Source organism: Geodermatophilus sp. SYSU D00703, from assembly GCF_054050155.1.
In genome coordinates this window covers 108540-131436 of sequence record NZ_JBJGYU010000003.1, presented here as the reverse complement: position 1 = coordinate 131436, position 22897 = coordinate 108540, and the positions used below count along the sequence as shown (strand labels likewise).

21 protein-coding genes are annotated in these 22897 nt (G+C 71.3%); 9 read left to right on the top strand and 12 right to left on the bottom strand.

What is annotated here, in order from left to right:
• Positions 1 to 81 precede the first annotated feature (81 nt).
• Together ACI782_RS05750 and ACI782_RS05745 are read right to left on the bottom strand one after the other, a co-directional pair.
• Positions 82 to 1290, bottom strand: coding sequence for a ferritin-like domain-containing protein (locus ACI782_RS05750; protein ID WP_456907006.1), 1209 nt, complete (start codon positions 1288 to 1290; stop codon positions 82 to 84).
• 138 nt (positions 1291 to 1428) lie between these two features.
• Entirely contained in the window at positions 1429 to 2082 is a 654-nt protein-coding gene (locus tag ACI782_RS05745) for a TVP38/TMEM64 family protein (RefSeq protein ID WP_456907004.1), read from the bottom strand.
• Between the two features lie 613 nt (positions 2083 to 2695).
• On the opposite strand from ACI782_RS05745, the gene ACI782_RS05740 reads away from it, so the two are divergent.
• The 4 genes from ACI782_RS05740 (at position 2696) to ACI782_RS05725 (ending at position 5450) form a co-directional block, all read left to right on the top strand.
• Positions 2696 to 3184, top strand: coding sequence for a DUF4231 domain-containing protein (locus tag ACI782_RS05740; protein WP_456907340.1), 489 nt, complete (start codon positions 2696 to 2698; stop codon positions 3182 to 3184).
• 593 nt (positions 3185 to 3777) lie between these two features.
• Positions 3778 to 4557 (top strand): M12 family metallopeptidase, encoded by a 780-nt coding sequence (locus ACI782_RS05735; RefSeq protein ID WP_456907002.1) that lies wholly within the window; start codon positions 3778 to 3780, stop codon positions 4555 to 4557.
• Between the two features lie 34 nt (positions 4558 to 4591).
• Positions 4592 to 4900, top strand: coding sequence for a hypothetical protein (locus ACI782_RS05730; protein WP_456907000.1), 309 nt, complete (start codon positions 4592 to 4594; stop codon positions 4898 to 4900).
• Positions 4901 to 5024: 124 nt separating this feature from the next.
• Complete coding sequence (locus ACI782_RS05725) at positions 5025 to 5450, top strand: hypothetical protein (RefSeq protein ID WP_456906998.1); 426 nt, start codon at positions 5025 to 5027, stop codon at positions 5448 to 5450.
• A 139-nt stretch (positions 5451 to 5589) separates the two neighbouring features.
• Here the strand turns inward: ACI782_RS05725 and ACI782_RS05720 are convergent, their stop codons facing one another.
• The 4 genes from ACI782_RS05720 to ACI782_RS05705 all read right to left on the bottom strand — a co-directional run bounded on the left by ACI782_RS05720 (position 5590) and on the right by ACI782_RS05705 (position 8476).
• On the bottom strand, positions 5590 to 6483 hold the full coding sequence (locus ACI782_RS05720) for an endonuclease I family protein (RefSeq protein ID WP_456906996.1): 894 nt from the start codon (positions 6481 to 6483) through the stop codon (positions 5590 to 5592).
• A 433-nt stretch (positions 6484 to 6916) separates the two neighbouring features.
• Complete coding sequence (locus ACI782_RS05715; protein ID WP_456906994.1) at positions 6917 to 7051, bottom strand: hypothetical protein; 135 nt, start codon at positions 7049 to 7051, stop codon at positions 6917 to 6919.
• Positions 7048 to 7254, bottom strand: coding sequence for a hypothetical protein (locus ACI782_RS05710; protein WP_456906992.1), 207 nt, complete (start codon positions 7252 to 7254; stop codon positions 7048 to 7050). The genes ACI782_RS05715 and ACI782_RS05710 overlap by 4 nt, the downstream gene beginning before the upstream one ends.
• 79 nt (positions 7255 to 7333) lie before the next feature.
• Positions 7334 to 8476: a M14 family metallopeptidase gene (locus tag ACI782_RS05705; RefSeq protein WP_456906990.1), complete on the bottom strand. Its 1143-nt coding sequence runs from the start codon at positions 8474 to 8476 to the stop codon at positions 7334 to 7336.
• Positions 8477 to 8690: 214 nt separating this feature from the next.
• On the opposite strand from ACI782_RS05705, the gene ACI782_RS05700 reads away from it, so the two are divergent.
• Positions 8691 to 10538 (top strand): esterase/lipase family protein, encoded by a 1848-nt coding sequence (locus ACI782_RS05700; protein WP_456906988.1) that lies wholly within the window; start codon positions 8691 to 8693, stop codon positions 10536 to 10538.
• On the opposite strand, the gene ACI782_RS05695 is transcribed toward ACI782_RS05700, so the two are convergent.
• The 4 genes from ACI782_RS05695 to ACI782_RS05680 all read right to left on the bottom strand — a co-directional run bounded on the left by ACI782_RS05695 (position 10467) and on the right by ACI782_RS05680 (position 13353).
• On the bottom strand, positions 10467 to 11363 hold the full coding sequence (locus tag ACI782_RS05695) for an AfsR/SARP family transcriptional regulator (RefSeq protein ID WP_456906986.1): 897 nt from the start codon (positions 11361 to 11363) through the stop codon (positions 10467 to 10469). The genes ACI782_RS05700 and ACI782_RS05695 overlap by 72 nt on opposite strands.
• Before the next feature lie 146 nt (positions 11364 to 11509).
• The gene (locus ACI782_RS05690) at positions 11510 to 12247 is read right to left on the bottom strand and encodes an AfsR/SARP family transcriptional regulator (RefSeq protein WP_456906984.1); all 738 of its coding nucleotides are present in this window, start codon (positions 12245 to 12247) and stop codon (positions 11510 to 11512) included.
• Between the two features lie 76 nt (positions 12248 to 12323).
• A complete protein-coding gene (locus ACI782_RS05685; protein WP_456906982.1) occupies positions 12324 to 13061 on the bottom strand; it encodes an AfsR/SARP family transcriptional regulator in 738 nt (245 codons plus the stop codon).
• A 67-nt stretch (positions 13062 to 13128) separates the two neighbouring features.
• Positions 13129 to 13353 carry a hypothetical protein gene (locus ACI782_RS05680; RefSeq protein WP_456906980.1) on the bottom strand — a complete coding sequence of 75 codons (225 nt, stop codon included), beginning with the start codon at positions 13351 to 13353 and terminating at the stop codon, positions 13129 to 13131.
• A 377-nt stretch (positions 13354 to 13730) separates the two neighbouring features.
• Here ACI782_RS05680 and ACI782_RS05675 point away from each other — a divergent pair, with 377 nt between their 5' ends.
• The 3 genes from ACI782_RS05675 to ACI782_RS05665 all read left to right on the top strand — a co-directional run bounded on the left by ACI782_RS05675 (position 13731) and on the right by ACI782_RS05665 (position 20242).
• Positions 13731 to 14255 (top strand): hypothetical protein, encoded by a 525-nt coding sequence (locus tag ACI782_RS05675; protein ID WP_456906978.1) that lies wholly within the window; start codon positions 13731 to 13733, stop codon positions 14253 to 14255.
• Entirely contained in the window at positions 14252 to 18211 is a 3960-nt protein-coding gene (locus ACI782_RS05670) for an nSTAND1 domain-containing NTPase (RefSeq protein WP_456906976.1), read from the top strand. The genes ACI782_RS05675 and ACI782_RS05670 overlap by 4 nt, the downstream gene beginning before the upstream one ends.
• 156 nt (positions 18212 to 18367) lie before the next feature.
• Positions 18368 to 20242: a hypothetical protein gene (locus tag ACI782_RS05665; RefSeq protein WP_456906974.1), complete on the top strand. Its 1875-nt coding sequence runs from the start codon at positions 18368 to 18370 to the stop codon at positions 20240 to 20242.
• A 743-nt stretch (positions 20243 to 20985) separates the two neighbouring features.
• Here the strand turns inward: ACI782_RS05665 and ACI782_RS05660 are convergent.
• Entirely contained in the window at positions 20986 to 21492 is a 507-nt protein-coding gene (locus tag ACI782_RS05660) for an anthrone oxygenase family protein (RefSeq protein WP_456906972.1), read from the bottom strand.
• A 399-nt stretch (positions 21493 to 21891) separates the two neighbouring features.
• On the opposite strand from ACI782_RS05660, the gene ACI782_RS05655 reads away from it, so the two are divergent.
• On the top strand, positions 21892 to 22227 hold the full coding sequence (locus ACI782_RS05655; protein WP_456906970.1) for a hypothetical protein: 336 nt from the start codon (positions 21892 to 21894) through the stop codon (positions 22225 to 22227).
• A gap of 131 nt (positions 22228 to 22358) precedes the next feature.
• Here the strand turns inward: ACI782_RS05655 and ACI782_RS05650 are convergent, their stop codons facing one another.
• Positions 22359 to 22892 (bottom strand): DoxX family protein, encoded by a 534-nt coding sequence (locus tag ACI782_RS05650; RefSeq protein ID WP_456906968.1) that lies wholly within the window; start codon positions 22890 to 22892, stop codon positions 22359 to 22361.
• Between the last annotated feature and the right edge of the window lie 5 nt (positions 22893 to 22897).

The window sequence follows — 22897 nt, the reverse complement described above, 5'->3', positions numbered from 1 at the left end:
CGGACACCCCGCGCGGCTCGTCGTACGGATCGGGATCTGTGGCCAGCCGGCACTGGAACCAGCCCCGGAAGACGAGGTCGATCATCCGGCCACCTCCGCGAGACTGCGACGGACGTATCGGACTGTGTCCCCGATCGCGGCGACCCTGGGGAGGTCTTGCCCCAGGCACTGGGCATCGTCGGCGACCGCCTGGAGCCTCTCGAGCAGGATCGTCCATCGGGCGGACGGGAAGGGCGACACCGACTCCCGGTCGTAGATCTCGAACGGGGCACCGGCGGTCGCAGGGTCACCCGGCCCGAATGCGGGAAGTTCGGTGAGCACCTCGCCGAGTGGCCGGATCGCCACGCTCATCATCCGGCTCGTCGACGCCCGCAGGACGGCCAGCTGCTCAGCGGTCGCGGACGTCGAGCTGAAGAACTGCTCGAGCATCAGCAGCACCGACCCATAGGCGCCGTTGAACAGTTCCGCGACGCGCCGCGCGGCCTCGTCGACGATCAGGGTCGCGCCGGAGGGGGCATCCCGCTGGCGCCGCGTCCGGGGGTTGACGACGACGGGACGCGCCGCCGCGAAGAAGCCACTGGCCTCGTACTCCTGTCGGATCCTGGAGAACCGCCCGTAGTGGGAGCCGCTCCGGCGGGTGGGCGCCCCCTCCCCGTCCATCACGATGTCGTCGATTGCAGCCAGTGCCGTGATCCGGTCGACGATCTGGCGCATGTCCAGGCCGGTCGACCACGCGTCGTCCACCTGGGCAGAACGGGGACCGATGAACAGCACCCCCTCGTCGATACTTCGGAAGCCGTCGGCGATCTCCCGGTACAGCTCGCCGACGTACTCGTAGGTCAACGGATCCGGCGCCGCGGTGAAGGCCTCCGAGGAGGGCGTGGCGAGGCGCTCCGGTCGGGGCACCTGGGGCGGAGGTGGCGGTGGCTCCCCTTGCGGCAGCTCGAAGACGAGCATCCGGTACAGGGCCTCGTCGGAGAAGGGCACCAGGTCGAAGGCGAAGGGGTAGTACCCCGAGGCCTGCGGGAAGTTCGGGCGGTCGAAGTGCGGTCCCTCGCCGATGGCCGCGAGCAGGTTGCAGACCGTGCCGAGGTGTCCCATCTCCTCGACGGCGACGCGGAGGATGGTGGCCGCCCATGAGCGGGTGGACCGTTGCTGGGGTGCACTCAACCCCTCCTCCAGCCTCTTCTTCATCGAGAAGGCGGGAAACAAGTACTGGATCATGAGACCGTGCTCGAGCTCGGCAGCCTCGTGCAGCGCCACGGTGAGTTCTTCACGCGTGTCGATCATGTCGGCGCCTTCGCAGGACGATGGCTGGACAGCCGACGGTCCCCCCGGCACCGGGCAGCGGCACGCCCGGGCTCGTAGACCGCCGACTGAGAGCTCTTCCCGCCCGCGGACACCACCGCGGGACACCCCTTTCCGCCGTCACCAGCCCTCCTGGCGGCGCGCGGGCGGGGACGACCGGTGCAGTCGGCCGCCGGTGACGGCCAGCAACCCCGAGAACGCCAGCACGAGGCCGCACGCGAGCAGCGCGCCGACCAGGGTGCCCACGCCAGCACCCAGGGCGGCGTACAGGCAGGCCGGCAGGGCAGTCCCTGTCGCACCGGCCAACGCCAGGACCGACCAGCGCATCGACGACGTCCCCGCGAGGACGGCGACCGTCTCCGCCAGCACGGGGACGGCTCTGCTGAGGACGACGGCCCACGGTCCCCAGCGTGTGAGCAGCCGATCGGCTCTGAGCCGCTGGGAAGGCGTCGTCACGCGCTCGAGGACACGCCGACCGCGACGTCCCAACGCGAAGCCGACCACGGTGCCCGAGACCCCACCGACCAGGGAGAGCGCAGCGGCGGGCACGACGCCGAACAACGCCCCGTGCACCATCATCACCACGCTCGATGGCACCGGTAGGAACACGTCTGCGGTCAGCAGCCCCACCCCGAGGAGAGCCGCAGCGATGCCGGCGCCGTGCATCACGGGCGAAGGATCTGTCAGCAGAGGCCAGGCCGACCACTCCACGAGTCCGAACAGGAGGAGTGCGCTGCCCGCGAGCACGGCGACGACCAGCACGTAGCCACTCACGTCGTCCCTCCCGTCGGACGCGGGCGTCGGCATCGGAGCCGTCGGGAGCCGCGAGGATCATCCGACCGCGTGCTCGCCGAGGCCAGGGTCGTCGTCCCCTGCTGCGTCGGGGCGCCCCCCAGCTCACCCCCACGACGATCAGACGCCGGAGGACCGGGACCCCGCTGTTCAGGCACAGGGGTGCGAGGCAGGCTGCGCGTCCAGTCGTCGATCGCGATCAGGGGCCACGCTGCGACTGCGGCAGCCAACCGTGGCCGACGCCTCGGTGGAGCCGTGACACCGACAGGTCGCAGGCACGCCGCCCGTCACGGCCACAGCCGTGTGTGTGTGGCGGTTCGCCCCGCGGACGCCGAAGCGAACCCTCACGGCGCGACGGTCGTGGGGTTCGTCGTCGACGGGGACATCGGTCCCGTTTCGTCGTCTTGGTCGGACCCTCGGATGAACCGCTCGCCGGCGCTCTCCACCTCAGTCCTTCGCTGCCGCCAGTGCTGCCCGAAAGGCCCCACGCCGGCTGGCGTCACGCCATGATGTCCGCCCTGCGTGTCGGAATTCTCCGGGGCTCCCAGGACGGATGTGACCTTCCGTAGCACCCACAGACGATCGGGAGGTGGGGATGACGGACCATGGAGGGGCGTCACAGCGGAGGTACGTCAACGAACCGCCAGCGGGCACCGATCCGGTCTGGGACCGGCTCGTGGATCAGTTGGGCTGGTACGACCGCAGGAGCCAGACTGCCCAGCGCGCGTACAAGCGCGTCAAGATCGGGCAGTTGATCCTGGCCGCAGGAGTCCCTGTGGCGGTGGCCAGCGCCGCGCCCGGTGTGCTGACCGCACTGCTCGGCGCTCTGGTCGTGGTGCTCGAAGGCGTCCAGCAGCTGTACCAGTGGCAGACGAACTGGGTCCTCTACCGGTCCACCAGCGAATCGCTCAGGCACGAGCAGTATCTCTACCTAGCCGGCGCAGGACCGTACAGCGGACCCGAGGCGCATCGGGTGTTGGCCGAGCGTGTGGAGGGCCTCGTCTCTCAGGAGCATGCGAGGTGGACAGAGGGGCGTCACCAATCCATCGCCGAGTCCCGTCCCGCTGCCGACCGCGCCGGGTGACCGGCGCCAGCCTCTGGCCGCTCGGGCCTGTGGTCCGGAGCCGGATCCAGCTCAGGCCTTGACATCACCCGGGCCGGCCGAGCCGGCGTGCGGACACGCCCGGACTTCGGATGCGATCGTCCTCACCGCGGTCGCCGACGTGATGACCAACGGTCTGCACTCCAGCCCGCCTCTGACCGAGGCAACCGACGTCACCGGGATCCCGGCGTGACGGCCGACTGGCCAAGCGAGCGCGTCGACGATCCGACAGATCGACGCCCGGTCGTCGTGATGGACATGTGACGCCGTCGTGACGGGTCTCTCGCACTCTGGCGCCGTCGGGACGACACCTGCTGGGCGGTGACTCGCTGTGCCTGTCTGCAACCTCCCGGCTCCACCCGACCATCACCGGACAGAGGAGACGGAACATGGACGAGAGTGACTACCGGAGGGCGTTGCGCGACATCGCGCGCACAGCGAGTCAGGCGATCGGGGACCAGACCCCCTCGACCGGCGGCGCAGCCGCCTTCGACGCCGAGGCAGGTTGTCGGGTCATGCCCCTGCCGTCACGGCTGCACGAGAGGGCTGCGGAGGTGGCGGCGTATGAGAACCCGGTGAACGCCCCACTCCAGGAGCTGGTGGCCGTCGGCGACGGCGTGCTGACCCCACAGCGGCTGACCTTCTACACCACCAAGTACTGGGGCCCCAAGCCCAAGACCCTGACGGTGAGCTTCATGGAGACCACCGCGGCCGACCTGCGGGCGCGCATCGTGAGCCACCTCAACGCCTGGGCGCAGTACGGCGGTGTGTCCTTCGCCGAGACCTCGGAGACCGGCGACGTCCGGATCTCCCGGGGACCGGGGGGCTACTGGTCCTACCTGGGCACCGACATCAAGCTCATCCCGACGAACCGCCCGACCATGAACCTGCAGGGCTTCACGATGAGCACCGAGGAGAAGGAGTACCGCCGCGTCGTCCGCCACGAGGCCGGCCACACGCTGGGCTTCCCGCACGAGCACATGCGCCAGGCGCTGGTCGACCGCATCGACAGGGAGAAGGCCTACGAGTACTTCTGGCGCACGCAGGGCTGGCCCAGGGACATGGTCGACCAGCAGGTGCTCACCCCGCTGGACCCGAGCAAGATCATGGGCACCGAGCCCGACCAGGACTCGATCATGTGCTACCGGCTGCCCGGTGAGATCACCAAGGACGGCCAGCCCATCCGCGGCGGAGCCGACATCAACACGATGGACGGCAATGCCGTGGCCATCGTCTACCCCAAGGTCCTCCGTGCACCGGAGGTCGCGCCGACGGCGAGCGCCGAGGTCCCCACGCCGCGCACCCCCGCCGTGCTGGACTGGGCCCCCGAGGAGGACGTCGCAACCGTCTCTTGACGGAGTGGCAGCAGGTCGGCCGGAGGCTGGCGCGGTGAGTCGCTACATCGACGTCCGGCCGGACGAGGAGGGCATGCCCTCGGAACTGGTGATCGCCGTGGGCGACGTCGTTCGCTTCGCCGCGACGGGCGGCCGCATCCGGTCCGGCTCCGGGGTGGAGTTGCTCGGCGTCTTCTCCGAGAGCGTCGTCGGCACCGACGGTTCGATCCTCACCCCGCTCGGCGCGCCGGGCACGGTCCTCATCCGCGCCCGGTCGCCGGGCCTCACGCTCGTCGACGTGGTCTCGGGCGACCCGTTCAGGTCACCGGTCACCCGCAGCGTCGCCGTCCGTGTCGGGCCGTGACCTAGCCCCGACCTGGTGGCCGACTGCTTCTCGATCACGTGGTCGTGACGAAAGCGTGACGTCTGCTCCTCATCCTGTTCGTGTCACTCCATCCAGCGGGGGATGCCACGAGAGGGAGGCACCGATGGCGCAGTCCACCATGACGACCGACCTGCGCGAACAACCGCCGCTCAGTGAGGAGGAGCGGGCCGAGGCACGCCGAGTCATCCACGAGACCGAAGCCGAGGAAGCCGAGGTGGCCGCGGCTCCCAGGCGCGGGAGGACGCTCTTCGCCGTCGTGAACGGCGACGGGACGCTGGCCCGTGGTCAGGGCGCGGCGTCGGCGACCAAGCTCGAGACCGGGGCGTACCAGATCCTGTTCACTCGCGCGGTCAACGGTGGGGCGTTCATCGCCACCATCGGCCTCTCCGCGGACAGCGGCGAGGAGAACCCCGGTGAGATCGTGGTCAACCTCCGGGCAGGAACGAGCAACGGCGTGTACGTGCGGACACGCAACAGCTCCGGGTCGGTCGAGGACCGGTCCTTCCACCTGGCTGTGGTCCTCTCCTGAAGACGGCTCCTCAGCCTGCCCGAGACGCTCCGGGCGCGGCGGAGGACGCCCCTCCGCCGCCGCGCCTGGTCGATGGCGCCGTCACCACGCTCGGCCCGGGCTGGGCGGGCAGGTGTCGTGCTCGGACGTCCCGGTTCGGTCAGGGATCTCCACGGGAGGCCCTCTCGACGAGCAGCCTCCCCGCTGAAGCGGGGTGGTCGATGAAGGGATTCCGGTTCCCCTGGCGCTCGAAGATCGCGGCGTTGCGGTGCCGTTCCCACACCGTGACCGGTTCCCCCTCGTGCCACGTCGACAGGACCTCGAACCGCTCCGGCGGCATCTCCGTCGCCTCGACGAGCCCGGGGTAGCGTAGGACGAAGTAGAAGACCGCCCGAGCGGCGGCTCCCTTCCCGTGCGCCGGCTCGAAGCTGTTCGCCTCGCTCTTGCCGCAGTCGCCCCGCACCACGTGCGCCGGACCGGCCGTGCTCGGCTCGGGGAAGTCGACGAACTCCGCGAAGGGTGTGTTGCCGCGGAAGCTGTTGCACCGGGACTCGCACGCGAACAGGTGGTGCAGGTCCCCGCGCATCGGCTCCTCCCTGTCGAACCAGCTCTGCGGGACGACGTGCTCGCAGTTGAACGGCAACGCGTCCTCCACCTCGACCCTCAGCTCTGCTTCGTCCCTCGGCCCGGAGTCGGCGAGCCTGGCAGCGAGTTGCTGGACGCGGTGCTCCGCGATGGCCAGATCGGCACGGATGAGGTCCTCCGGGTCCCACTCGTGGCCGGTGTAGAGGCTCCGCAGCACGCGGGAGGGCTGGAGGTCCACCCAGGGGTACAGCTCCCGGGCCGGCTTGTACCGCGGCGTCCGCACATGGGTTCGTCGCACGAGGTCCGCGAACTGCTCCGGGGCCACGCCGCGGTAGTAGGCGTCCGCGGCCGCAGAGTCGGCCTCGGCGTCGAAGTAGGCCCGCTCCCCAGCTCGGGCCAGCTCGGCGAGCGAGGCCTCCACATCGGCTCGCGTCAGGCCCGGCATCTGGCGGACGGCATCCGTGCTCACCACCGAACACCTAGTCCCGGCCCGTCACACGAGCATCAACGGGCTGGTGGTGACGGTTCCACGACGTACCGCGTCGTCGCACACGCGGGTGACGTCCTGGACGCGACGACGACGCAGCTCTGGTCTCACCCTCTGCCCGCGGGCGTCGTGCTCGACGCCGGTCGCGGACAGCGACCGGCCGCTGTCCCACCACACGGCATCCCTCGGCCTCGCCGTGGACCGGAGCGATGAGTCGAAGACCGGCCACGTGATCGAGCACCTCGAGCGCCGCGTTCTCGACTCTGCCCGACCGCGGAGGCGTCTTCGGGGGGATCGGCGCCGGTCCGGTCAGGAGACGCAGCGGAAGACCACGACGGGCTCGCGGGGACCACGACGTCGAGGCGACCGTCCGAGGCCCGGCCCCTTGTTCCCGCGTCGCCACACCGTCACCGCCCTACTCCGCGGCATCGGTGTTCAGGCACTCCTGCCAGCTTCCGTCGTCCAGCGCTGGGTGGCGGATCGAGTAGCCGAGCTGGTCGTACCGGATGGTGGCCAGCGACGCGACGACGATGCCCTCGTCCCCGCTCATCGGTCCTGCTGAGCCCAGCGGTCGACCCTGGCGAGATGCCGCCGCTCCACCTCGGCCAAGCGGCTCTCGGGGGCAGCGACGACCAGGAAGTCGGCATGGCGTTCCCAGACGTCGAGGCCCAGCGGGAGCTCGAGCAGGCCGGCGACGTCGACACCCCCCACCGGAGTGAGGCGAGCGATCCAGGTCTGTTCGGTCTCGGCCACTGGCATCCTCCGAGAGCTGCGGTGGCACGCCCGGTTGGATTCTCCGTCTGCTTTGGGTCGCACGGTCGGCGGAGCCCTTTCAGCTCCCCGGCCTCTCCAGGACGTGCCGGATGAACTCGAGCGCGGCCGGGCGGTTCTCCTCCCAGCAGGGCTGGATCTGGTCGGCCGGCAGGATGAACCCGCCCTCCTCCCAGGTCGCCGGACGCAGCTCGACGGTCAGGGACGGCGCGTCGTACTCGCCGTAGGTCCAGTCGGAGGTGTCCCCTGCCGTCGGGTACAGCTGCGATGACTGTTGTGCGGTGTACGTCTTCCCGTGGACCTCCTGGACCAGCCGTTCCATCCCCTCCGAGAGGTCCCGCACGTCCCGGAAGTCGGCCTCGTCCGCGAGCCGCTTCGAGGTGTAGCCCCAGGGATACAGGATCAGTTGCGAGTAACTGTGATACGAGAGGACGCCGCCGAACAGCTCGCGAGCGACGAGATCTCGGACCGCCCGCACCTCCGGTTCGGAGAAGGCACGCGGGCCGACGTACGTCTCGTCCGCGGGGACGTGGCTGGAGGTGCTGATGTTCAGCGTGCCCCACATGTACCCGTAGTTCCGGTTGGGGTCGACGCCGACGCTGCCGTCCGGGTTCGGGCGCCGGTTCTTGCGCCACAGCCGGTTGTGGGTGCGGGTGTGCTCGTGCCCGTCCGGGTTGATCATCGGGGAGACCCACACCTCGCCCCGCTGGAGCCACCGCTGCACGGGGTCGGACGAGGATTCCCGGAGGAGGTGTTCGGCGAGCCGGAACGACACCTCTACCGAGATCCACTCCCGTGCGTGGTGGCAGCCGAGGAACGCCACCTTGCGGGCGCTCCCGCGCCGCTCCCCCATCCGCAGCGCCCACAGGGACCGTCCCTCGACGCTGCGCCCGATCTCGTGCAGTTCGGCGATCTCCGAGTGCTCCTCGGCCAGGCGTCGGAGGTCGTCTTCCAGGGTCGCCACGGTGTGGTAGCCGGTCGCGGCGGCCTCGGTCGCGAAGGCCGACAGATACGGCTCGGTCATCCGCAACTGCTCGACGCCGTAACCCATCGCCTCGAGGCGGCTCACCTGCACCTCGTCGACCTGCAGCACCACGTGGTCGGGCTTGACCTCCCACACGTCCAGTCCGAGGGGAGCGGTCAGCAGTTGCTCCAAGGGGGCCCGCGGGGCCGTGGAGGTGATTCGCGCGATGAGGCTCGCCATGGGTCCTCCCGAGGTCGGCGCCGCTGCCTTGGAGGAAAGCTAGGGACGCCTCGTCACCTCGGCGTCACACCCCTCGGTCGCTCCCCCTTCCGATGGGCGACGTCGGCCGCAGCGACGACACGGCACGGCGAGCCTGGCGGCTCCCTCCGCCGGTGACGGTCAGGTGACGCTCACCGTGCTGTCCTCCTACGTGGCGGCCCCTCGGGAGGACGCCATGGCTGAGCGCACCCCTGCGAGGACCACGGAGGTCGCCATGGACGGCGGAGTCCGGCCACTCGTGCTGGTCCGGGGCTACGGGGGGCCCGACCTGTCCGCCGAACGAGCCAGTCCCTACCAGGGTTTCAACGACGGCACCGTCTACCCCGGCAAGCGGGGGGAGAACTACATCTACGAGGGTTTCCTGCTACGGGCACTGAAGTCCACCCGGTATCCCTACACCGATGCCACCAACGTCGTCGGCTACTACGCCAAGGACGTCGAGTCCGTGCCCGACGAGAGCTTCTCCCAGGAGATGACCGCCGGTTCGGTCGTGATCGACCCGGCCACGGCGCGGCAGGTCCTGGACCAGGGCGTCTCCGGGACCATCTGGATCTACCGCTTCTACGACCTCACACCACGCAAGATGGTGCGGTACGGCGCAGGCCTCGTCCGGCTCGTCACCCTCCTCGAACAGGCGGCGGCCCAGCACGGCGAACCCTTCCGCGGCGTGGACCTCGTCGCCCACAGCATGGGCGGCCTCGTCGTCCGCGAGGCTCTGCGTCAGCTGCACGGATCCGGCAGTCCCCGCACCCGGACGGGACGTCGCACGGTCGACGGCGGCGGCAAGCCGGCCTGCCACCACGTGCACAAGATCGTCACACTCGGGACACCGCACCGCGGCATCGCGTTCCAGAAGGTGCCGCGCTGGCTGCTCGACATGCTGCCGGACCTGGAGAAGGGGGCCGACGAGATGGCCGCCTTCGACCCGACGCGCACGGAGTTCCTGGGCATCGAGGAGTGGTTCGAGCTCGACCGCATCCTCACCGTGGTCGGCACCAACCACCGCACCTACGGGATCGCGGCCGCGTCCCTGGCCAACCGGCTCTCCAGCCTCCTCGACGAGGGGACGCTGAGCGACCGCAGCGACGGGCTCGTCAAGCAGTCGGCGGCCCAACTCCCGGGCGCTCCCCGGACGTTCGTGCACAAGTGCCACGGGGGCGCCGACTCGCTGGTGACCTCCCGTGAGGCCTACGAGATCGCCATGCGGTTCTTCCACGGGACCCATCGGGTGCGTCTCTGGCTGGAGGACGCCGAGGTGCTCCGCGGCCTGGATGCCTTCGGTCGGAGCGAGCTGTTCTTCGGTGTCCGCATCAAGCCGCGCGGCGTCGACTTCGAGCTCTTCCACCAGAGCGCCGAGGCGCAGAACTGCTACGGACCGTTCCGGGATGCCCGCCTCACCGACGGTCCGCCGGATCTGGCCACAGAGTTGAGGAAGAGCCTCGACGCGGCGGGAGACGCGACCACGGGCTGGGCCGGTCCGGATCGGCTGATCTGGGAGGGTTGGGTGGACCGGCGCAGCGTGCCGGCGGACGAGCACGGCATGGTGTTCCGACTCGACGTCTACGTGGGTGAGCGGGACAGCCTGGGCATCGGGTTCTCCGACAACACGGTCTTCGCCAAGCAGTACTACGTGCAGGTCCTCGACGAGGAGGACCCGCCTCGGCTTCTCCTGCACACGGGCGAACGGTGGTTGGGCCCGCGCAGCTCGGCCCCGCCGGACCAGCTACTGCGGCTCGCCGCGGTGGAGGACAGCGGCGTCCAGCTCGCCGAGCCCCGGCCGACCCGGGACGCCGCTGCGCAGTGGACCTTTGCGGTCGGCGGGACGGGGTTCCGCGGCGCCCTCCGCGTGGGCGTCGACACGGTCGCGGAGAACGTGCCGATCGTGTCCCCGGAGGCCGACCAGGGCGACACTGCAGGACGAGCCTCCGTTCCGCCGACCCCACCGCGGCGTTCAGCGCCTCGGCCCTTCGACGACGACCGGCGATGGCGACTGCTCCGCCGGCGGGCAGGTGCTGGCCGCTGAGACGCCACCGGCCCTCCCCGTTCCGATCGTGGCTCCCGCCTGGTCGATGCGGCGGACTCCACCATCAGGTCCACCGCCGTGCCTCTGCGGCCGGTCGGGGTGCACGTGTCCGGGCAGCCCCTGCCACTCGTCACGCCGTCGCTCGGCCTGGGCGATGCACCTGGTCATCTGCCACGTGGGCGAGATCCCGAGTTCGTCGGCGAGCATCGTCCGGAACGAGTCGTACGCGCGGAGGGCCTCGGTGATGTTGCCCTCGGCGAGATGCACCCGCACGACGACACGGTGGGCGCTCTCCCTCAGCGGCTCCGCATGGACTGCCGCGTACGCGGCCTCGGTCGCCTCGCCGTAACGCCGCAGGGTGACGAGCTTGTCGGCGAGGGCTTCCAGCGCGTGCATGCGCAGTTGCCGCAGCCGCTCACGCTCCAGCAGCACCCAGTCCTCGTACCAGCCGGGGAGGAGCTCACCGCACAGCGCGTCCTCCGGGAGGCCGACGTCGTCGCCAGGGATGCAGGGGTCGAGAACCCGCTCCGCCCATGCCTCCAGTTCACGGACGTCGACACGGACGCCCTCGGCCAGGGACAGTGACCCGCCTGAGGCTTCCACTGTTCCCGGCGCGACCTTCTGCAGTCGCCAGAGGGCCGACCTGAGACTGCCGTGTGAGCGGTCCTCAGGCACGTCGGGCCAGAGCTGGCCGGCGATCGCAGTGCGGTCAGGACACCGTGAGATGCCCAGTCGGACGACCAGGCGCTGCACCGCTCGCGGTACGTCGCGGAGCGGCGATGAATCACCGCCCAAGCGCAGTGCGAACCCGTCGAGCAGGGTCACCCGTGTGCGGGCTGCGAGAGCCATGGGGCACTCCCCCTCGGGCGCCCGATGATGTCCATCAGAGGACTCCAGGCCGCCCATTCGTGATCGTTGGGGTCTCGTACTTGGCTGTCAATCGACCAAGGACCCTCACCGGAGGTCGGACCTCAGGACGCGGCCTGGCATCCAGAGGGCAGGCCCTGGACCAGTCGGGTCATCTGCTCCGTCGGCGGGACGCCGAGTTCGTTCCGCAGCATGTCCCGGAAGAAGTGGTAGGCCCGCAGGGCCTCGGCGAGGTTCCCCTCGGCCAGGTGCACGCGCACGAGGGTGCGGTGGGCGCTCTCCCGCAGTGGCTCCGCCTGGATCGCCAGGTGCGCAGCCTGCACGGCCGCACCGTGGCGACCCGCAGCGGCGAAGCGGGCCGCGACGGCCTCGAGCGCGTGCATCCGGTGCTGCCGCAGGCGTTCCCGCTCGAGCAGCACCCAATCGTCGTACCACCCGGGCAGGAGATCACCTCGCAGTGGCGGAACGGGCAAGGTCAGCTGGTCCACCCGGGTCCGAGGCTCCAGGGCCCGCTCGGTCCAGCAGTGCAGCTCGCGGACGTCGACGCGGACACCGGCAGCGAGGGAGAGCGCGCCCCCGGACGCCTCGACGAGACCCGGGGTGGCTCGGCGGAGGCGCCACAGCGCCGAGCGGAGACTGGCCTGCGCCCTGTCCTCGGGAACGTCGGGCCACAGCTGACCGGCGACGGCCGGACGGGCCGGTCGACGCGACAGGCCGAGGAAGGCCACCAGACGCTGCACCCCCCGCGGGAGTACGCCGTCCGCGAGCTGTGGGGAGCGGCACACCGGCCGGAGGGTGAAGCCGTCGAGGAGCTCGACCCGGAACACCGACGGGAGGTCCACGCCTGCCAGAGCGCGGCAGGGCCGGCGGTGATACCGCGCCCCACGCTCGAGACGCCCACGCTCAAGACGCCCACGCTCAGTCCGCCGCCAGCCGGGGTCGCGGGATCCCGCAGACGAGCCCGACCATCTGCTCGGTGGGCACGACGCCCAGTTCGTCGAGCAGCATCGCCCGGAAGTGTTCGTAGGCGCGCAGGGCCTCCACGGGGTTGCCCTCGGCCAGGTGCACCCGGACGACGACCCGGTGGGCACTCTCGCGGAGCGGCTCCTCGCGCACGGCGGCGTACGCGACCTGCAGCGCCTCGCCGTGGCGCCCTGCGGTGGCGAGCCTGACGGCCACGACCTCGAGAGTGTGCATGCGGAGCTGGCGCAGGCGCTCACGTTCCAGCAGCACCCAGTCGTCGTACCAGCCGGGGAGCAGCTCCCCGCACAGTGCGGCGCGGGGGATCCCCAGATCGGCGTCTCCGGTTCCGGAGGCCGACACTGCCCGCGCCCACTCCCTGAACTCGCGGACGTCGACCCGAACGCCCGCCGCGAGCGCCAGGGAACCGCCGGAGACCTCGAGCAGCCCGGGGGCGACCTTCTGGAGCCGCCACAAGGCCGAGCGGAGACTGCCCTGGGCCTGGTCTTCCGGGACGTCCGGCCACAGACGCCCGGCCACCGCGGCTCGCGTGGGTCTCCCCGACAGGGACAGGTGGGCCACCAGCCGTTGGATTCCCCGGGGCAGCGGTTCGTCCGCCGTTCCCTCGTGGATGCCGCCGAACTGTAGGGCGAACCCGTCCAGCAACACCACCCGCGGGGCCGGCGCACGGTCCATCTCAGATCCCCCCTCGGCACTGGATGTGGCGAGGCTTATCCGTTTCCGTTCCGATAAGCCTGGAGGTTCACCCGCCGCTGTCAATCGGGTCGGTTCCGTCACCGATGAAGTCGTCGAGCCAGTCACGGACCGCGTTGAGCACTTCACCCGGAGACGACGTCACCGCCACCGTCACCTCGTGCGCAGGGGACTGGTCGGTGGCGCCGGCCAGAGACGTCAGCCGGGCCCGAAACGCGTCGGCGTTCTCGAGCCAGACGCGGATGAGCAGGGCTGAACTTCGGTCGTCGGCCAAGCCACTTCTCCTACCGGGTGTCACGCAGCGTTGCCCAGTCCGCCGTCGGAGCACGGTGCGACGCCGTTCACGTGCGAGGACCCATGCTGATCGGTCACGCTGCGTCGTGCAGTCCCCCGCAGGAATGACCCACCGCCGAGGGACGGCGTGGCCGCTGTGCGCCCGACGTGCCGGGACGTGCTGCTCGCCGAGGCGTCGCGGTCCGGAATGCCTCGGTGTCACCGTGACGCGTCGGTGACGGCACCGTGACGGCCCCTTCCTAGCCTCTTCTCGCCACGAACCGAGACACGGGAACGAGCGCCACTGATCGTCACCACCGCTGGACCGGACTCCCCGCTGCGAAATCCCAGAGGAGCCCACCGGAAAGGAGCGGTCTGATGCTCCACCAACACCACGGACGAAGATCCTCCCTCTTCACGCTCTCGCTCGCCGCGATGCTGGTCTGGACGGGAGCGATCGCCGACCCGGCCTTTGCCATACACAACCGATCCCGGGCGTTCTCGATCGTCGCCGACGGCCCTGACGAGGTTCCCGCTCCGGACACGTTCACCTGCCGGTTCGTCGAGACCGAGAACGGCGTGCCGGTGTTGGACTACCGGTGCACCAGCAGCGATGGGGCCTTCAATGAACTGCTCACTGAACAGGGCAGCGTCGGCCTCATCGGAGCCGGCGCGACCGCCGATGGAGATCTGACCAAGCTCCGCAGCCCCAGTGAGTTCACCTGCACGCACAACGGCGGAGGAAGCAGGTTGCCCCGGGACTTCGACTGCGATCCGAACAGGGGCAGGAACTTCACCCTCGCCGACTTCGCTTACGTGCACCCCGTGAAAGACGACGGCACGCAGGATGAAAACGTGACATACGCCCTTCCCTGCCGGCCCTGCGTCGCCACGAATGAATGACCTCGCTCTTTCTGAGCCACAGCAGCCGAGATCGAGCTGTGGTCGGTCAACTGGTCGACCGGTTGCGTGCCGATGGCATCACGGGGTTGTTCCTGGACTTCGATCCGGCTGACGGCATCCCGGCCGGACGCAACTGGGAGCAGGAGCTGTACACCCAGCTGCGGCGGACGGACGCGGTCGTCTTCCTGGCCAGTGAGAGCTCGGTCGCGTCGGCCTGGTGCTTCGCCGAGCTCACCCTCGCCCGGTCGCTCCGCAAGACGATCCTCCCGGTCCGTCTCCCTGGCGCGCCCCGGCTGCCCCTGCTCGACGACGTGCAGTGGACGGACTGGGACGACCCGGGCTACGCGTCCCTGCTGCGGGGGCTCCGCCAGGCCGGGCTCGATCCTGCGGACTCCTTCCGGTGGGATCCGATGCGGCCGCCGTATCCCGGCCTCGAACCCTTCACGCCCGAGGACGCGGCGGTGTTCTTCGGGCGCAACCGGGAGGTGGCCCGCCTCCTGGAGCTGCTCCAGCCGACCCTGCAACGCGGCCCAGGCCGGTTCGTCGCGATCGTCGGCCCGTCCGGCGGCGGGAAGTCGTCGCTGCTGCGCGCCGGACTGCTGCCCCGGCTGCAGCGGCTCCCGACGCGCTGGGTCGTGCTCCCACCGCTGCGGCCCGGCCGGCAGCCGACCCGGAACCTGGCCCGGAGTCTGGAGTCGGCCTTCGCCGACCGCGGTCACCCCCGCGCCGCGGAGGAGATCGAGGCGGGCCTGCGCCGTGAGGCCGCCGGCCTCCAGGAGCTGGCCCTGGACCTGGCGGCCGGGACCGGCGACGGCCCGGTCTCGGTGCTCGTGGTCGTCGACCAGGCCGAGGAACTCGTCACCCGAAGCGGTGCGCGCGAGCAGCAGGCCTTCCTGAGCCTGCTCCGGAACGCCCTGGGTGAGGACAGCCCGCTGTGGGTCGTGGCCACGGTGCGGTCCGAGTTCCTGTCGACGGCGCCGGACAGGGCCGGACTGGCCGACATGATGGACGACTCCCTGATCGTGGAGCCGCTGAGCCGCTCGCGGCTGCCAGAGGTGATCGAGCGGCCCGCGGAGCGCGCGGGCGTGGAGTTCACCCCCGGACTGGTCGACCGCATGGTCGAGGAGACCTCCGGCGGCGACGCCCTCCCGCTGCTGGCGTACACCCTCAGCGAGCTGTACCGGGGGATGGACGCGAACACGCGCCACGTGACGGTCGAGGACTACGAGGCCCTGGGCGGTGTGGTGGGCGCCCTGCGCAACCGCGCGGACCGCCTGGCCGACGAGCTCGGCCGGCGTGGCCACGGCCCACTGGTGCTGCCGACGCTGCTCAAGCTGGCGAACGTCGAAGGTGAGTCCGAGCCCTCCCGTCGGCACGTGCGCCGCAGCGCCTTCACGCCGGACGAGCAGGTGGTCGTCGACGGCTTCGTCGACGCGCGGCTGCTCACCACCGACGGGTCCTCGGTCGAGGTGGCGCACGAGGCGTTGCTCCGGCAGTGGCCGCCGCTGCGGGAGGCGATCGAGGATGCCCGCTCGTGGCTCCACCTGCGCTCGGAGCTCGAGCGGTTGACCGACGACTGGGAGCACGCCCGGCGCGACGAGTCGTTCCTGGTGCGCGGCGCCCGGCTGGCCACCTTCGACCGATGGGCGGGAGAGCACCCGGCCGAGGTGGGTCCGGCCGAGCGGAGGTTCCTGGATGCCAGCCGCGCTCTCGCGGCCGCCGAGCTGGCGGCCGCCCGGCGGTCCAATCGGCGGCTCCGGCTCCTGTCGGGCGTGCTCGCCGTCCTGCTCGTCCTCGCGGTCGTCGCGGGTGCGGTCGCGTTCGTGACGAACCAGCAGGCGCAGGCGAAGAACCGGCTCGCGCTGTCCCGGCAGGTGGCCACCCAGTCGAACCGGCTCGTCGACAGCCAGCCGGACACGGCGATCCTCGCCGGCCTCCAGAGCATGAGCCTGGCGCGGGGTCAGGCCCCGGAGCCGACCGACGGGCTGGTCACCGGCCTCGCCCGGACCACCCATGCGTCGACGACCCTCTGGGGCGCCGAGGACCAGGTCCACGACGTGGCGTTCAGCCCTGACGGTCGGCTGGTCGCCGCGGCGGTGGCCGACGGGGCGGTGCTGGTGTGGGACGTCGCGACGGGCCGGCCTTCCACCCTCGTCGGGCACGACGACCGCGTGCTCGGTGTGGACTTCAGCCCCGACGGCGACCTGCTGGCCTCGGCCGGCCTGGACGGCACGATCCGGCTCTGGGACGTCGACGAGGGCAAGCCGCACGGCGACCCCCTGGAGGGGCACACCGACATGGTCTGGAACGTCGCGTTCGCCCCCGGCGGCGACCTGCTGGCCTCGGCCGGCGCCGACGGGACGGTCCGGCTCTGGGACGTCGCCGAGGGCAACCCGCACGGCGACCCTCTGACCGGCCACACCGACGAGGTGTACGACGTGGCCTTCAGCCCGGACGGCCGCCTCCTGGTGTCGGTGAGCGCCGACACCACCGCCCGGTTCTGGGACGTCACCACGGGCCGCGCGGACGGCGACCCGCTCGCCGGGCACGCCGACGACGTCCAGGCTGTCGCGTTCAGCCCGGACGGTCGTCGAATGGCGACGGCGAGCTGGGACCGGACCGTTCAGATCTGGGACCCGCTCACCAGGCAGCCGGCCGGTCCCCCACTGGACGGCTACGAGCAACCGGTGCGGGGCGTGGCCTTCAGCCCGGACGGCGCCCTGCTGGCAACCGCCGACGCCGACGCCGCGCTGCGGCTGTGGAGCGTGGACACCGGCCGGCCGCTTGGTTCCGATCTCCGAGGGCACACCGCCGAGGTCGAGGGCGTCGCCTTCAGCCCCGACGGTCGCACCGTCGCCAGCGCCAGTTGGGACGCCACGGTGCGGCTGTGGGACGTGGCCGAGACCATCACGGTCAGCCGTCCCCTCGTCGGGCACACCGCGGCCGTCCGGGACGTGGCCCTCAGTCCGGACGGCCACCTGCTCGCCACCGCCGGGGCGGACGCGACCGTCCTGCTGTGGGAGGTCCCGTCGGGCCGGCCGTACGACGTCCCGGCGCTCGCCCACCCCGCGGCGGTCAACGGTGTCGCGTTCGAACGCGACTCACGGCACCTCGTCACCGCCGGCGCCGACGGGACACTCCGGATCTGGGACGCCAGGACCGGCCTGCTGACGGGTGTGCTGGACGGACACGCGGGAGAGGTGACCGCGGTCGACGTCAGCCCGGACGGGAGGTACGTGGCCTCGGCCGGCGCCGACAGCACGGTGCGGGTGTGGGACGCGGCGTCCGGCCGCCCGGCGGCGGAGCTCACCGGGCACGACGCCGAGGTCTACGGGGTGGCGTTCGGTCCGGACGGCTCGTCGCTCGCCTCCGCAGGCAACGACGGCACCGTTCGCGTCTGGGACGTGGCGACAGGCAGGCAGGACGGCCCCGAGCTCACCGCCCACCGGACGACGGTCTGGGACGTCGCGTTCAGCCCGGACGGGAGGCAGCTCGCCTCGGCCAGCGCCGACGGGACCGTGGTGCGGTGGGATCTCCCGTCCCGCCGTCCGCACGGGGATCCGCTGGTCGGCGCGACCGGCGAGGTCTACGACGTGGCGTTCAGCCGGGACGGGCGGCTCCTCGCCGCCGCGACCGGGGACCCGTCCATCCGCATCTGGGACACCGCGGACGGCACGTCCAGCGCCCGGGTGCTGACTGGTCACACCGACCAGGTCTTCGGAGTGACGTTCGGTTCAGACGGTCATCTGCTCGCCAGCGCGAGCCTCGACGGGACGGCGCGCCTCTGGGACAGCGAGTTCGACTCGTGGCTGACGGCGGGCTGCTCGCTCCTCGACCGCAACATGTCCATCGAGGAGTGGAACCAGGTGCTCCCCGGGCTCCCGTACGAGCGCACCTGCCCGGGCCTCCCGGCCGGCCCGGGTGCGCCTGCCGACGCACCCGCCGCCCGGTACTAGGGCGCGTCCGACGGATCGGGACCGAAGGGGTCGCCGCCCCGGGGTGGTCCACCTGCCCTGTGACGCCGGAGTGACATGCCGATGACGGCTCGGCGAGCACTGTGGTGTCGAGCGCGAGCTCACCCCCTGTTCACGTCCAGCCGAGGATGGGAAGAGATGACCGACCACGAGGCCACCAAGCCCATGGCCATGCTGTTGCAGGACCCGTCCATCCGGGACGCCGACGGAGACCACCTGCACGAGGACTGGCCGTTCTCCCTCGACACGGACTACCTCCTCGGCACCGGGTCCAGCAAGTTCGTGGTGCGCGACACCGACCAGTACGACAACCCGGTCTTCGAGTCCGGGGACTGGTCAGACCCCGGGCAGCCCTTGACGTACGACCGGTTCAACGAGGGACGTGCAGAGCGCCCGATCCTCGAGAACGCACAGTTCCACCAGGTGAACGCCTTCGCCGTCGCCGGCCACACCCTCCGCGCCGTCGAGGAGGCACTGGGCCGGCAGATCCGCTGGCGCCACGGCGGCCCGCTGGTGATCCGGCCGCACGCCTTCGAGGGGGCCAACGCGTACTACGACGGGATGTCCCCGTCGCTGAACTTCGGCTACTTCCGGTCCCCCATCCGCTCGGCGACGGTGTGGACCTGTCTCTCCCACGACATCGTGGCGCACGAGCTCGGGCATGCCGTGTTCGACTCCTTCCGCCCGCTGTTCCTGTACTCCTCGGAGCTGGATGCCGCAGCTCTGCACGAGTCCCTGGGTGACCTGCTGGCGCTGTTCTCCGCACTCGAGCACGCACCGGTCGTGGAGCGCATCTTCGCTGAGTCCGGCGGGGACATGCGCCGGCCGACCCTCGTCAGCGGCCTGGCCGAGGAGTTCGGGATCGGTCTGCGCGGCAGCGGGTCCGCTTTCCTGCGGTCCGCCCTGGAAGGGCCCCCGTACGACCAGGCCGACAAGGAGCCGCACGCCCGGTCGACCGTGTGGACGGCCGCCGTCTACGACATCCTCGTGGAGCTGGTCGACGCCGTGATGGACGCCGACTGCCCCGACCCGGAGCAGCGGCGCGGCTTCGAGTGCTTCAAGGAGGCAGTGGTCACCGCGACCCGCCGGCTGCGGCGCATGACGCTCCGTGCGCTCTCCTACGCTCCCCCGACGGGCGTCACGATGCCGGTGCTCGCCCGCGTGATGTACGAGGCCGACCAGCGGCTCTTCCCGAAGGACCCGCTGTCCCGGGACATCGCCCAGCGGGTCTTCGAGCGGCGCGCACTGTGGGACCCGGGACTGGCCTTCACGCCCCCCGGGATCGGGATGGACTTCCAGGACTGGGACGCGCTGAGCGTCAGCGGCCGGGCCGCGCTCGTCGCCCGTCATGCCGAGGCGCTGCGCATCCCCGCCGGCCCCGGGATCCGCATCCTCACGCCGGAGCTCACCACGGCTGTGCGGGAGGCCGACGCCGCGAAGGACGGGGTCGAGACCGGTGCGGTCACCGAACGCTATCTGCACTACGCCTACGAGTTCGTCGTGCAGACGGACGTCTGGGGCGAGAACGGCCCCGAACCCGTGGGGGTGTCGGTGTTCAACGGCGGCACGCTGGTCCTGGACGACGGCTGGCACGACGTCCTCCTGGCGACCGATCCGCCGGCCTGGTACGAGGACCTCGCCGCGCAGCATCCCGGGCGCAGCGCGTTCCAGCGGGCCGTCACCCGCTTCCACGAGACGCACCGCTCGGCCCTGCAGTCGCTCCGGGCGCCGCGGTGGGATGCGACCGGACCGGTGGAGGACCGGGTCCTCTACGACCGGCCCGGATGCGGGTTCACCGTCAGAGCGGTGGGTGGCGGAGCCCTCAGGTTCGTCCGGCGGCGGTGCAACATGGCCGAACACCTCCGCGCTGTCAGCACGTCCTCCGGCTTCAACGTCTCCCTCGGACTGCCCGCGACGGCGGCACCGGCCCGGGGCGAGCCCCGTCTGCCGACTCCCCGAGAGGAAGCCGGTGATCGCCTCGAGACATCGAGCCGGACCCCGTCCCATCCCTGACCTCCCGCAGGGTGCACGCCGGCGGCTCCTCCGACACGGGGACGATGTCGGCATGCCGGCCGCCACGAGGCGACGACCGGGTCTCCCACCCCGGTCGTCTCCTCGCCCCTGCCCCCGCGCAGGCCCGTCCACCAGCCCAGATGCGGAGGCGGCGAGCCGCTCCGACGCGCCGTCCGACCTCTAGCCTGACCTCTGACCTTCGGCGTGACACCTGCTGCCCTGACAGCTCGCTTCACTATGACGCCGACGTGGCTGGAGGTGACCAGTCTGCGCGCGCCCACATCAACTGTTCGTCAATGCGGCGTCACCGCTTCCGAAGGACGCCCGCATCCACACCATCCAGCCGCTCGCGACGCGGATGTGGGAACCGGTGTCTCGAGGTCGTCCTCGCCGGACTGGGGACACACCGAGGCGTCCGCCTGACGGAGGTCACTCCGGGGCTGGTCGAACAGCGACGGCTCAACGGCCGCGCCCTCCAGGAGGCCGTCAGTCGTGTCGTCGTCTCGGGAGACGACGCAACCGGCATGACATCCACCACGTCCGAGAAGTCGCAGAGATCAGCGGTTCCGCTGCACCGGGACGCACCTGTTGTCCTCATCAGTGCGCGAGGTCTTCATCGGTGCGCAGGCCACAGCCGTGTGCGTGTGTAGCGAGTCGCCCCTCGGACACCGACATGACTCCCCACGGCTCCGCAGCCGTGGGTCCTGCCGTCCCCGGTCTCCTCGCGAGTCCGGTACGTGCACCTAGCGCCGGGGACCCCTGGCGACGAGGGGGCGCGACGCCGCTGTCGACGCCGGGTTGGGCGTCAGCGCTGACGCGGCTGCCACAGCGGCCGCGAGACCGAGGAACACGCGGACGTGGTGCCAGCGCGCCCATCTGGCTAGGAGCTCGGTGGTCTCAGGGTCGGTCAACGTACCTGCGGTGAACCGGTGGTTGGCCGGTTCGTTGACGGTGACCGTGATGCCGATGACGCCGGCCGTGGCCAACGCGGCGGCCACGGACGCGGGGGCGTTCCGACGGCCTTCCACCAGGTGTGCGGCCGCCGAGGCTGCGCCTACGGTTCCGGCGCCGGCTCCCAGCGGGATCATCACGTCGCGGATCCGGCCGGAGTGCTCCGTGAACCAGCGGCGGAAGTCGGCGGGGGACGCAGCTCGCCAGAACGGGAGGAGCACGGCCTCGATCAGGACCATGCCGCCGGCCAGCAGGCCGGTGAGCACTGCGGTGAGGAGCGCCAGGGGCCGCGAGAGCACAACCGGACTATCCGCGCTGCGGCGCCGCAGCGACAGACGGTTCTGAGCGCCCGACGGCCCGCGCCCGCTTGGACGTGCTGGCGGACGGCCAGCATCGTCGTGGGGCCGACCCGGTCGACGCACTCCCGGACGACCTCCACCGGTTCGCGTCCGCGAGGGACGAACCCGATCCAGACCGAGGCTGGGAAGACGGCCTGACCCGAGCCCACGACGCCGACCAGGACGGCCGAAGGACCGGATCGACCGAGGGGTCGGCACGTCGCGGCCCTCGAGCAGGCCGTACGCGTCGGCTGACTCGGCGAGGGCGGAGCACGGATCCAGGGCGATGTCGCCCCCGAGGGAACTCGTCAGGATCCAGCAGGGCCCTGCCCGGGGAGCGTCGTCCGTCGGAGGCGAGCCGTGCACGGGTGGTCGTCCTGTGCCCCGGCCTGGTGGAAGGACTGGGGGGCCACTGCGGGGCTGCAGGCGGCCTACCACGACGGGTGGGCCGCCTCCACCTACGTCCCGGGCGCCGCGCCGCGGGTCTGGCCGAGCCTGGCGTCGCTGCGTGCCGGCTCGGCGCTGTTCACCGTGCCGCCGGAGCCGGCGTCCTGTGGTCCGACCGCACACAAGCCGCTCTTCCTGGCCTGCGACCACTGGCGGCGCACCGGTGTCCTGACCGACCTCGAGATCCGGCTCGTCCTCCCCGAGCGGTCCGCCGTGGGGCTCCCTGAGGCCGACGCACCTGCTCGGTGAGGAGCCATCTCCGTGGCGATCTCGGTGTCGGCGTCCCCGAGGACACGGAACTGCGGCCGTGGGCTGCCCAGGCAGCTCACGGCCGCGATCCCTCCAGCGCGAGTGCAGGAGCGCCGGCGTCCGCCGGACCTCTAACCCTGCGTCCGCGAGAGGCTCGGCGCGCCCTCGTCGGCTCGAGGACCCCTGCCGACGAGTCCGGCGGCGGCCGCGCGCAACTGCCGGAGGTCCCACTCGGTGCACCACAACGCCCAGGCGACGAACAGGACCTGGAACGGCAGTCGGAGCCAGGGGTACCAACCGCCGGGCTGCCCGTCGACCTCGATGCCGGCCACGGCGACGTACACGTTCGCCGGGAAGACTGCTACGAGATAGGCGGCGAGCGCGAGGCCGGCGCGGCGCCGCCACGGCCGACGGAGCAGGAGAGCGACGCCGAGGCCGATCTCGACCACACCGGTCGCCAGTACGAGGGCCTCGGCGGCGGGCACCCACGGCGGCAGGTGTTGGACGAACGGCGTGGGCATCAGCCAGTGCGCCAACCCGGCGACGATCATCGCGGTGGCCATGCCGATGCGCGCCGCACGGCGCGCGGAGCGCCGACCGGACGAGGGCCACAGGACCAGCGCAGCAACCAGGGTGGCGAGCGCGAGGACGACGAGGAAGATCACGGGAA